Source organism: Cesiribacter sp. SM1 (assembly GCF_020178975.1).
In the GTDB taxonomy this organism is placed as follows: Bacteria; Bacteroidota; Bacteroidia; order Cytophagales; family Cyclobacteriaceae; genus Cesiribacter.
Window position 1 is genome coordinate 224,921 of sequence record NZ_JAHXBU010000045.1, and the last position, 11,534, is coordinate 236,454.

At 43.7% G+C, this 11,534-nt stretch carries 11 protein-coding genes and 1 pseudogene; 9 read left to right on the plus strand and 3 right to left on the minus strand.

The annotated features are described in order from the left end of the window. Window positions 1-30 precede the first annotated feature (30 nt). Window positions 31-612 carry a Crp/Fnr family transcriptional regulator gene (locus tag KWJ01_RS10045; RefSeq protein ID WP_224996302.1) on the minus strand — a complete coding sequence of 194 codons (582 nt, stop codon included), beginning with the start codon at window positions 610-612 and terminating at the stop codon, window positions 31-33. A 510-nt stretch (window positions 613-1,122) separates the two neighbouring features. On the opposite strand from KWJ01_RS10045, the gene KWJ01_RS10050 reads away from it, so the two are divergent. Together KWJ01_RS10050 and KWJ01_RS27970 are read left to right on the plus strand one after the other, a co-directional pair. Next, window positions 1,123-2,190, plus strand: coding sequence for a bifunctional 3-deoxy-7-phosphoheptulonate synthase/chorismate mutase type II (locus KWJ01_RS10050; protein WP_224996303.1), 1,068 nt, complete (start codon window positions 1,123-1,125; stop codon window positions 2,188-2,190). A gap of 1,015 nt (window positions 2,191-3,205) precedes the next feature. After that, window positions 3,206-3,781: pseudogene (locus KWJ01_RS27970) on the plus strand (transposase). Between the two features lie 18 nt (window positions 3,782-3,799). On the opposite strand, the gene KWJ01_RS28300 reads toward KWJ01_RS27970, so the two are convergent. Next, window positions 3,800-4,015: a transposase gene (locus KWJ01_RS28300; RefSeq protein ID WP_224996318.1), complete on the minus strand. Its 216-nt coding sequence runs from the start codon at window positions 4,013-4,015 to the stop codon at window positions 3,800-3,802. A gap of 243 nt (window positions 4,016-4,258) precedes the next feature. Here KWJ01_RS28300 and KWJ01_RS10070 point away from each other — a divergent pair, with 243 nt between their 5' ends. The 7 genes from KWJ01_RS10070 to KWJ01_RS10100 all read left to right on the plus strand — a co-directional run bounded on the left by KWJ01_RS10070 (window position 4,259) and on the right by KWJ01_RS10100 (window position 10,997). Then, a complete protein-coding gene (locus KWJ01_RS10070) occupies window positions 4,259-6,016 on the plus strand; it encodes an ABC transporter ATP-binding protein (protein ID WP_224996304.1) in 1,758 nt (585 codons plus the stop codon). A 635-nt stretch (window positions 6,017-6,651) separates the two neighbouring features. Beyond that, entirely contained in the window at window positions 6,652-8,241 is a 1,590-nt protein-coding gene (locus KWJ01_RS10075) for a SulP family inorganic anion transporter (protein ID WP_224996305.1), read from the plus strand. A 32-nt stretch (window positions 8,242-8,273) separates the two neighbouring features. Next, the gene (locus tag KWJ01_RS10080) at window positions 8,274-8,900 is read left to right on the plus strand and encodes a carbonic anhydrase family protein (protein ID WP_224996306.1); all 627 of its coding nucleotides are present in this window, start codon (window positions 8,274-8,276) and stop codon (window positions 8,898-8,900) included. A 19-nt stretch (window positions 8,901-8,919) separates the two neighbouring features. Next, the gene (locus KWJ01_RS10085) at window positions 8,920-9,612 is read left to right on the plus strand and encodes a TetR/AcrR family transcriptional regulator (protein ID WP_224996307.1); all 693 of its coding nucleotides are present in this window, start codon (window positions 8,920-8,922) and stop codon (window positions 9,610-9,612) included. 429 nt (window positions 9,613-10,041) lie between these two features. Beyond that, complete coding sequence (locus KWJ01_RS10090; RefSeq protein WP_224996319.1) at window positions 10,042-10,284, plus strand: hypothetical protein; 243 nt, start codon at window positions 10,042-10,044, stop codon at window positions 10,282-10,284. Further along, on the plus strand, window positions 10,209-10,550 hold the full coding sequence (locus KWJ01_RS10095; RefSeq protein WP_224996308.1) for a transposase: 342 nt from the start codon (window positions 10,209-10,211) through the stop codon (window positions 10,548-10,550). The genes KWJ01_RS10090 and KWJ01_RS10095 overlap by 76 nt, the downstream gene beginning before the upstream one ends. A 27-nt stretch (window positions 10,551-10,577) precedes the next feature. Continuing rightward, on the plus strand, window positions 10,578-10,997 hold the full coding sequence (locus KWJ01_RS10100; protein WP_224996309.1) for a hypothetical protein: 420 nt from the start codon (window positions 10,578-10,580) through the stop codon (window positions 10,995-10,997). Here KWJ01_RS10100 and KWJ01_RS10105 read toward each other — a convergent pair. Further along, window positions 10,970-11,206 carry a hypothetical protein gene (locus KWJ01_RS10105; protein ID WP_224996310.1) on the minus strand — a complete coding sequence of 79 codons (237 nt, stop codon included), beginning with the start codon at window positions 11,204-11,206 and terminating at the stop codon, window positions 10,970-10,972. The two genes, KWJ01_RS10100 and KWJ01_RS10105, sit on opposite strands and share 28 nt — an antisense overlap. Between the last annotated feature and the right edge of the window lie 328 nt (window positions 11,207-11,534).

An 11,534-nucleotide genomic window follows, 5' to 3' on the forward strand; every position in this document is an offset into this window, starting at 1 on the left:
GATCCTCAAAGCCTAAAAAATTAAGATGTCTTAAGAAAGCGGATCAATCCATTTTTTTCTCAGTGCACTTAAATGCTCAGGTGTTATATCCAGGTAAGAAGCAACCATGTACTGAGGTACCCGTTGCTCTAATTGCCTGTACTGCTGCCTGAAATCCTGATACCGCTCTTCGGCTGTTTGGCTCATTCTCCTGAAGGTGCGGTCCTGCAATGCTACATAAGCTTTTTGTATTTTTAACCTGAAGAATCGCTCCAGCATCGGCACCCGATCAAAAAGTTCATCTAGTGCATCCCGGTGAATCTGATAGAGCCTGCAGGGTTCCAGGGCCTGAATAAACTGAGTAGCTGGTGTTTGAGTGATATAACTGCTTAAGTCATTAATCCACCAGCCTTCAATACCGAACTGAAGTATATATTCAGTGGTAGCATCGCTGAGGTGATACGCGCGCAAACAACCTTCTGATATAAAGCGCATATGGTTAGACACATCCCCTTTTTGAAGCAGAAACTCCTTCTTCTTCAGATGTTTTGTTTTGAATGCTTCGGCAATTAATTCTGCCTCTGCATCTGTGAGCGGTACTGCCTGTCTGAAATGATCGATGAGATCGTTCATAAAACCAAATCTGCCTAATATCTAATTAAAGAAATTTGAAGCAAAAAACTTAGAAACAAAAGTCCATCTTCCTACCCTCTCAAAAAGCCTTTAGATAAAGCAGGCAAGTAAAAAAAAATACAGAACCTAGTCTGATCCACAGATCATCATAACCAAAAGGAGCAGATTTGAATGTTTAAGCACTAATTGATCGAGCCGGCAATTATGCGGGAACCAAAGCAGGGCAAGAGCGAAGACCTGACCTAATCCTTATTACTCTCCTGTAATGATCATAGATAGAGGCGATTTTTAAATTAAAATTTTGGAAATTGAATTTATTTACATAAACTAGCCGAATCAAATAAAAAATGAGAACACTTATCAGCGCAATATATTCATTTACCTTCTGGCTCTCAACGGAGCGAGGTAAGTTGTGTATTGTCTGAAAAGATCATAAATACCACCTACTAAGCTCCGAAGAATTCGGGGCTTTTTTTTTGTCCATACAGCAACTTTAAAATTGCCAGATACATGAAAAGCGAGCAAACAACCTCAAACAAATCCAGCCTGTTAAGCAGTGAGCCCGGATCTCCGCTTATTATAGCCGGTCCCTGTAGTGCAGAAACCGAAGAACAGGTACTGGAAACAGCCAGAAGAATCAAAAGCCGGAACATAGCCCATGTATACAGAGCCGGAATATGGAAGCCCCGTACAAGACCAAACAGTTTTGAAGGGGTAGGCAAAGAAGGTCTTGGCTGGCTGCAAAAAGTAAAGCAGGAAACCGGCATGCTGGTTGCCACCGAAGTGGCCAATGCCAGACATGTTGCCGAGGCGCTTGCCTATGGAATAGATATCCTCTGGATTGGTGCCAGAACAAGTGTGAACCCTTTTTCAGTACAGGAGATTGCCGATTCCCTGGCAGGAACCAATGTAACGGTATTGGTTAAGAATCCTATCAATCCTGATTTTGCGCTCTGGATCGGTGCCATTGAACGGCTGGCCCAGGCAGGGATCAAAGACCTGGGTGCTATCCATCGCGGGTTTTCCACCGATACAACCATTGCTTATCGGAATACTCCTAAATGGAACCTGGCGCTTAATTTTAAAAAGGAAATGCCAGAAATTCCCCTGCTGTGTGATCCAAGTCACATTGGCGGACGCAGGGATGTGCTGAAGCAGCTTTCACAGAAAGCCCTGGACCTGGGCATGGATGGCTTGATGATCGAATCACATATTGATCCCGATAAGGCCTGGAGTGATGCCAAACAGCAGATTACCCCCGAAGTTTTGGGCGATATGCTACATCAGCTCTACATGAGGGAACGTAAAGATCTGAAAGAGGAACAGGAGCTACTGGATGATCTTAGCCAGGAGATCAGTTCTCTTGATCATGAACTTTTCAATCTGCTGTCTCAAAGAGCGAGAGTTTTCGGTAAACTGGGGTTCAGCAATCTGAGTGATACGCATAAAACGGCCCACACTCAACAATTACAGGAATCATTAGGTAGTCTGATTCAAAAAGCAAAGACCGAAGGATTAGAAGAAAGTTATATTCAGTCGGTCTTTGCCCAGGTGCATGCCTATGCCAGCAGGGTGTAGAGAGCACCGACAGGCTCCAAAAGCTGACCATCCGTGGCTTTACAGCTTATACCCTTACTTCTGCGGGTTGTGGAATCCGGAGAGCGATGCGGCTCCTCCGGATTCCACTTAATAGCTGGAAAAGGTTCCTGATTGGGAGGAAACACAGCAGCCGCCTGGCTATCGCCGCAGGTGCGATTCATTTCCCCTTACTGCAGGCCTCTGATATTTTTACCACGACACGGCCCTGGCACCACTATACAGATTAGCACTCCATCGCCGGCTTATAAGCAGCATTTTTAGTAGTTAACATGAGTTATGGATTAAAGCAACTGCTAATCTACCTGTTATCATCTTCTAGAGTCAAATACAAGCCGTCATTCCCCTGAAGAGGGAGACCTGTTGCTTTTACAGGTGAAATCACCATTCCTGCCTATCTGACAGATTCCCGCCTGCGCGGGGATGACGATTAAGGAGCAACTTACGTAGATGCTAATCCATAACTCACGTTAATTGAATAACGTGGGTTATGGATTAATTTACTGATAATCAGGGTTTATAAATAGCAAAAGGCTACAGGATTTAAGATATTAGAGGTACGACCAACTAACCATCTTAAGCACCAGTAGCCCATGCTTAGTGAAGATACAGTTCCACTGCGGAAGCAAATAAGTTAATAGAGCTATTCATCTGCCTGGACGATTTTTGTGTAGCTCTTGAGGAATGGAAAAAACATCAGCCACAATTCCAATATTCTGTTACCAATCATCCATCAATGAGTGACAGTGAGATGTTGGCCATACTAGATTTTTATCAGTTTTCTGGTTTTAAATGCTTTCACCGGGTCGCCGGGCGATACTACTATGGGCACTATGTGAGCATAAGCCTTAGGAGCTACTTTCCACAGTTGGTCAGCTATGAACGATTTGTAGCTTTGATTCCCCGTCTACTACCTGGCCTGTATGTCTTCCTCAAATGGAGAACTCTGCTTTCCCAGCGCACGGGCTGGTATGTTGTAGATTCTAAACCACTGCCAGTGTGCCACAACAGAAGAATTCACAGTAACAGAGTCTTTGGGGCACAGGCTAAAAGAGGTAAAAGCTCTATGGGCTACGCTCCCCGGGCAGGTTTTATGGATTCAAAGCATACTTGATCATTAATCAGGTGGGGAAAATCATCAACCCCGGCGGCGGACCGCTTTGTCTTCACTCCAGGTAATCTGGCAGATAATAATCAGGGTATGCTCAATTATTTATTTGCTGGCCTGAAGGGCAAGTGCTTTGGAGACAAAGGCTACATGACAGCCCTCTTTGAAGAGTTTTACCAAAAAGGTCTGCAACTCATCACCAAAGACAGAGCCACTATGAAAAACAAGCTGCTATTGCTAGAGGACAAGCTCAAGCTTAGAAAAAGAGCTTTTGTTGAATCAGTCAATGATATCTTAACCTCTGTCTTTGATCTGGAGCACACCCGTCATAGAAGTTCAGTCAATGCAATGGCCCATATGCTGGCAGCTTTAACTGCTTATTGCTTCTATGACAGCAAAGCTTCTGTTTTCTTGCCTGAAAACCAGCACCTAATCAAGAAAAAAAACGTTTTACTCATCGCATAATCCATAATTCACGTTACCTTATACTGCTGTATGTTGTTCAAGGCCCAGTAGCTTTTCCAATGTGTCATTTGCTTTCCAAGTCCTGAAATAGTAGTAAATACTCTGCCAGGGTGGTAAGACATTAGGCATATTGCGCCACTGATTGCCTATGCGAAGTCCCCTGAAAATTCCATCCACCACATCCCGAAGATCATATGAACGTTTACGTTGTGTAGGAAGATATTCTTTTATAATTTCCCACTGCGAGCGGCAGCCACGCTGTCAGTAAGTCTCTGATATTGAGTCTGCATAAGTAAAAAAGTTTGGTCACTTTTCTTACGCAACTGACTCGCTTTTTTTATGCCCTACTCAAAATTTAAACATGCTCTAAAAGTGTTCCTTTCCAGCTAGAGATATCATTTTTTTGTGCTGACATATTTTCACAAGTTCCGTTACATACTACAGTAACTAACCTACCGCTGTAACTGAACCACAAACATGCGTGTACTTTGGAATTACCTGAAGCCACATCGTGGACTGGTATTTTTTTCTTTGCTGCTGGCAGGCATCAGCCAGGTGCTAGCCCTTTACGATCCCGTTATCTTTGGAAAAATCATAGACCGCTACGCCACTCCGCCATTTACCATGCCTGCAGAAGCAAGGGTTAAAGGTGCACTTTGGCTTATGCTGCTTGCCATTGTCATTGCCTTACTTTCACGGCTGGCAAAAGCCTTTCAGGAGTACCTGACTAATCTGATTGTACAAAAATTTGGCGTGCAAATATTTAATGACGGATTAAAGCAAACACTGCGCTTGTCCTACCAGGAGTTTGCGGATCAGAACAGCGGTGAAACCCTCTCTATTCTGCAGCGGGTGAGGCGCGATACAGAACGCTTCATCACTGCTTTTATTAATATACTTTTTTCTTCAGTGGTGGGTATTGGTTTTCTTGTGTGGTATGCAGTAACCAAACACTGGGCGCTGGTGCCGGTATTTTTTGTAGGCATGGTGGTATTGGGCGGGCTTACCAGTTTACTAAGCGCTAAAATCAAAACCATGCAGCGCTCAATCAACAGGGCTACCAACAAAATGTCAGGAGTGATTACAGAGTCGCTTCGTAATATAGAGCTTGTAAAGAGCCTGGGGCTAACCTTCCAGGAAGTGCGAAGACTACGGGCATATACCGAGCAAATTTTTGAACTGGAAATGGTTAAGGTAAAGCGGGTGCGCACCTTGTCTTTTCTACAGGGCACAGCCCTGAATCTACTGAAGCAATCAATCCTGTTTACGCTACTGTGGCTGATTTTCAGAGATGTATTAACCACAGGAGAACTTATATCGATGCAATTTATTTCAGTAAGCATCTTTGGACCACTACAGGACTTAGGCACCATCATACTGGCATACAGGGAGGCAGAAGCGGCGCTGATCAATTTTGATGAACTCATGCATAAAACGATAGAGAAGCGCCCGGAGTCTGCCATTGACATTGGACCGCTGAAGCAGTTACGTTTTCAGCATGTATGCTTCAAACACAGAGGAGCAGCACAAAATGCTATTGATGGCATTTCCTTTGAAGCCAACACTGGAGACACCATTGCATTTGTAGGGCCTTCGGGTTCCGGAAAATCTACTTTAGTGAAGCTCTTGGTAGGATTATATGTTCCACAACAGGGAGAGGTATTTTATAATAACTACGCTGGCAGAGAAATCTGGTTGAACGAAGCACGTCGGCAGCTGGGATTTGTAACACAGGAAACAAACCTGTTTTCAGGCACCATCAAAGATAACCTGCAGTTTGTTAAGCCTGATGCTACCGATGAAGAAATGTATGCAGCCATGCAAAAAGCCTCCTGTACTAAACTACTATTGCGCTCAACAGAAGGCCTGAATACTCAGATTGGTGAGGGCGGGCTTAAGATGTCGGGTGGCGAAAAACAGCGCTTATCCATTGCCCGTGCCCTGCTGCGAAACCCGCGTTTACTCATCTTTGATGAGGCAACCTCTGCCCTGGATTCACTCACAGAAGAAGAGATCACTGCAACTGTAAGAGAAATATCTACACTGCGCGAACAGATCACCGTGCTAATAGCACATCGTTTGTCTACTATCATGCATGCAGATACAATATTTGTGTTGGAGAAAGGAAAGATTGTAGAAGCCGGTAAACATAACGAGCTGCTAACAAAAAAAGGGCTGTACTATGCAATGTGGCGCCAGCAGATAGGTGAACGAAAACCAGAAATGATCAGGTAATCTTTGATTGTAAGTGTTCTCCGCCTAACAGGGTGCATGTATCGATGCAGGAGGGTAGTCCCGAACAGCTGGAGATTTTTATTTCATCACATAGACAATTATGTGATGCTAAGCCACACCGCTACCTGTACTTGACGGGCAGTGATTCTCAAAATGAGATTTTAAAATAAACTTGCCTACTAATGCATGGACTGGGCTTCTAAGCCATATGACTACTTGCATTTCTAGCACGAGCATCCTCTACCAATTAGCTTTATTGAAAAAATATTTTCTTGAATGAAATGGGTATAGAGGGCACATGCTGCTAACGAAGCTTGCAACAAAAGATTTAGTCAGCAAAAAAAACAGATTAAAACATTCAAGCTTTAGTGATGCCTGACAATAAAGCGGCTGGGAGAACCGCACCTGCCTTAGCCCATTCATGCACGCTACCTCATGGCACAGATGATTCTTCAACATTTTAGAGGAGACATGATTTATAGATAGTGCAGTGAAATTTCCTATGATATCGTTTGCTGGATTAGAGTAATAGATCAAAAACATAAATGTAATACTGGGATTTTTAATATAAATATATTTTATTTTGATAAATTGATAGTAACACTATAATAATTGTTCATAAAGCTATTGAGCCTATGCTTAGTTTTAAAGATTTTAAGAATGACCTCCCAGCCGGAATAGTTGTATTTCTGGTTGCAGTACCCCTCTGCCTGGGAATTGCCCTTGCATCAGGGGCTCCGCTTTTTTCCGGCATAATTGCCGGTTTTGTTGGAGGCATCGTGGTAACCCTGATCAGTGGCTCAAATCTTGGCGTTAGTGGCCCGGCAGCAGGCCTGGCCGTGATTGTACTCAATGCAATTGAGAGCCTGGATAATTATGAGGTATTCCTTGTAGCCGTGGTCCTGGCAGGCATTATTCAGTTGGCCATGGGATTCCTGAAGGCTGGCATCATTGGCTACTACTTTCCCTCTTCTGTTATCAAGGGAATGCTCGCCGGCATCGGCATTATCATTGCTTTAAAACAGATACCCCATGCATTTGGCTATGATGAAAATTATGAAGGAGACCTCCACTATGAAGGCCTGGAGGGCGAAAACACCTTTACAGAAATTATAAATGCTTTCAATTATGTTTCTACCGGCGCCATCATCATCAGTGTCTTATCCCTGCTGATTCTCATATTCTGGGACCAGGTTCTCTCCAAAAAAGGAAAAATATTTCAGATAATTCAGGGCCCACTTGTGGTGGTGATGCTGGGCATTGGGCTTAACATATTATACAACAGCTTATGGCCTCATCTTGCCCTTGCAGAAGACCATCTTGTACAGCTCCCGGTTTCGGATAGTTTAAGCGGCTTTGCCCAACAGTTTACCTTTCCGGACTTTAGCCAAGCCCTTACATCTATCTCGCAGGTGGTTATTTTAGGTTTCACCATAGCCATCGTGGCAAGTCTGGAAACCTTACTTTGCCTGGAAGCAACGGACAAGCTTGATCCTTATAAAAGAATAAGTCCGCCGAACCGGGAGTTGAAAGCACAGGGTGTGGGTAACATCGTCTCTGGCCTGATTGGTGGCCTACCTATTACCCAGGTGATCGTAAGAAGTTCTACCAACATTCAATCAGGTGGTAAAACCAGGCTATCTGCCTTTATCCATGGTATCCTGATCCTGGTCAGTGTTATGCTCTTTCCTGGAGTTTTAAACCTGATACCGCTCGCCAGCCTTGCAGCCATTTTGATCATGGTGGGTTACAAGCTTGCAAAGCCTGAACTGTTCAAGAAAATGTATAAAAGCGGCTGGAATCAGTTCCTTCCATTTATAGTGACAATTACAGCCATTGTTTTCACCGATTTGCTTACAGGGATAGGTATTGGTGTGGTGGTAGCTATTTTCTTTATTCTGAAGAACAATTACCATGTTTCCCATGCAGTATACAAGGAGAAAACCCCTGAAGGTAAGAAGGTTTACCGCCTGGTGATGGCCGAAGACGTGAGTTTTCTCAATAAAGGAAATATTATGGAAACTTTAAGAGGCGTTCCTGAAGGATCAAGAGTTGAAATTGATACCTCCCGCTCTGTCTTTATTGACGATGATGTAAAAGAGCTTTTTGAGAATTTCAGGGATACGGCCGTAGAGAAAAATATAGAATTAACTATCCTTGGGAGGTCAGGTAAGCCGAAAATTGAAAAATATTCACCCCTGCAGGATAGCCCTACAAATCCTTAAAATCTAAAACCTGAATTTTAACTATTTTTTTTATGAGAACGCAAACCAAGCAATCACAAGCCCAATTAACGCCTGACAGAGCCAAGGAGATATTGTTAGAAGGCAATCGAAGATTTGTAAATAGTCTTAGGCTGAACCGCAATTACCTGCAGCAGGTAAATGAAACCTCGGAGGGACAGTATCCTTTTGCTGTTGTGCTAAGCTGTATCGATTCCCGCACCTCTGCTGAATTAATATTTGACCAGGGCCTGGGAGATATTTTCAGTACCCGAATTGCCGGCAATATCATAAATGAAGATATACTAGGCAGTATGGAGTTTGCCTGTAAAGTTGCCGGCTCAAAACTTATTGTCGTACTTGGCCATACCAATTGTGGAGCGGTTAAAGGAGCCTGTGACCATGTAGAGCTAGGACACCTTAGTGGCCTTTTGCATAAAATAAAGCCTTCTGTAGATGCTATCAACTACACAGGAGAAAGAAGTTCTAGAAATATGGAGTTTGTAGAAAAGGTGGCTGAAAGAAACGTTTTAAACATGTTGAAGCAAATTCCTGATAAAAGCCCCATTATCCGGGAAATGGTTGAAAAAGGACAAATAGGAATAGTGGGTGGTATGTACAATGTTGAAACAGGTGCTGTAGAATTCTACGATGAAAAGTAGAAAGAACAAAAACTTTTAAATGAAGAATCTACTGGCAAACATTAATATAAAGGTTGATGAAAAGTTGTACCTGAAAGATCCTGAAACTTCAGAAATAGGGAAGAACATCCTTCAACAGGGTATTCTCCTTTTGGATGATTTAGGCTTTGAAGCATTTACTTTTAAAAAACTTGCAGAACGGATAGGTTCAACAGAGGCCACCATTTACCGCTATTTTGAAAACAAACATATGTTGCTGATATACCTGATCTCCTGGTACTGGAACTGGCAGGAGTACCGGCTGGTATTTGCAACCTCGAATGTGTCCTCCCCGGAAGTAAGACTAAAAGCTGCTATCCGGATTCTTGCAGGTAACATCCGCAATGATAATAGTTTCTCACACATCGATGAGGCGACCTTACAGCGTATTGTAGTAGCTGAGTCTGCAAAATCCTTTTTAACCAAGGAAGTAGATGCTGATAATCGCGAAGGCTATTTCCGGAGCTATAAACGCTTGTGTAAGCGAGTATCAGATATTATCATGGAAATCAATCCTGATTATCCTTATCCTGTTTCCCTGGTTTCCACCGTTACAGAGAGTGCACATTACCAGAAGTTCTTTGCCAGCCACTTACCCTCTCTTACAAACATTGATGTAAGTCCCGGGAATCGGTTAGAAGAGTTTTTAATCGACATGGTCATGAAGACCATCTCCATAAACGGGAAAGGGTAGTACAACCTTTGTTCGGAAATTAAGCAGCCGGTCCAAGGGGTTGATAATGTTTTGATATTGTTCCAAAAAAGTATAAACAGCTGCACCAGAAAAGATTTGTACCAGTGCATTGAGTCGGCTCGGACAAGGGGTGTGGTCAATATAGCAAACCTATTTGCAACGGCTTCAATAGAATCGTTTTTCACCAGGCTAAGCTTATCCTGCCAAGTACTCATAAAGCAAACTATACTGGGTAGTGTAAATGCCAGCACTACCCAGGATGTACCAGGGATCCGGAAAATGCTAAAGCAAAATCCGGAGCCCTGGTCGAGGAGAGCACACAAATACATCAATCTTTACCTATTTCATTAACCCCCTTATGGCGAAATCTATGCTGCTCCAACTGGTGTGTATGCCCCTGCTGACGGCCAGCAATGTGCAAAAACACTTTTGCAGGAAATTAAAGTCAGCGGCTACAACGGCTCCTATACCATTGTGGCTGGTTTTCTATCGCAGTATCCTAAAACAGGAGATGGCTTTGCTTTACCTGCTGCTCAAAAAGTAGCAAACTACTCAACTCGTAGCCTTAGCATTGCCTTTTGTAAGCCACAGGCAGATTGGGAGGAAAAACAGATACCTTTTCTAAAAAACTACTGGAGAATAGCTCTTTACTCAAACAGCTCTGGGAGCTGAACCTCGAGTTCAAAAGCATGATGGAACGCAAAAAGGGTGAAGACTTGAAGCGCTGGTGTGAGAAAGCAGCTAAGCTTTCTCCATTCAAAAGTTTTGTCAGGGGAATTCAGCAGGATTTTGATGCAGTCTATCAGGAAATGAGCTCCTGCTGGAGCAATGGGCAAACAGAAGGGCAGGTCAACCGCTTGAAAAACATCAAGCGACAGATGTATGGCAGAGCCAGCTTTGAACTGTTGCGACGGCGAGTGCTGGCTAATTCAGCCTAGTTTCACCAAATCTGACGCTGAACCAACATGCTCCGGAATATCCATATGCGCTGGACGGCTTATCTTGCCCTCTCCCGTATGGCCAATACAGAGGCCACACAGTTACTGGTGAAGAAGGCTAGAAAGCTACCTTTGGGCGATGATCTGGTGTATGAGCTGCTGCCGGATCTGGCCTGGGTACGCCAGAAAGCCGCTACTGATTACCTGGTAAAGCTCCTGCTGCTGGAGAGCACCGATTGCAGCAGCCCTGATCCGGACTCCTCCAGGAAAATCACCTGCGCCTACCACATCATGGAGCTGCTCGTACCCACCATTCAGAAATCTCCCCTCCAGCTAGGTACTTCGGGAGATATCCCCACCGACAGCTACCCCAAAGCACGGGCGCAGGCCAGTGAATGGTTCAGGAAAAATGGCAGCAACTACCAGCTGGTGAAGAACAGCTGGTAAAGAGCCCCTGTTTCCACAGTAGCTGGCAAGATATGGAAGAACCAGGGAAGGTTCAGAGGCAAAAGTCTCTGAACCTTTTTTATTGCTGCCGGAGCAACAGATGCTGTATGGGTATAAACTTTACCGGCCCCGGCGTTTTTTTGAACAGTCCGCCAGGAATAGATCAACTCAAATTTGACTTTCGCATTAAGATTGAACGCTTCTTCCATCGCCTCTTCAGCAGATTATTACTATTGATAACCTTTACTTATGAATAGTAATAATTTTGCCAAAAAAAGGGCTACAGCTGGGGTTCTCCATCTTGAATTATATCCAGATTTTCGCAAAATTCAATTGACTTGATTCGTGTGAAGGACGGGCTGACTTCCGTTCACATGTATTCGGGGAAAGGTGACAAAAAAATTAATATAGATTTTTGTGTGCAGCAAGAAAAGCTGCTTTGAAGGTCACATACAGAATATTAACATGAAAATGCAAGGCATGAACAACTCCGACAAACACGATCAGCGTATAGCAAAAATGACCTTTGCCTCGGTT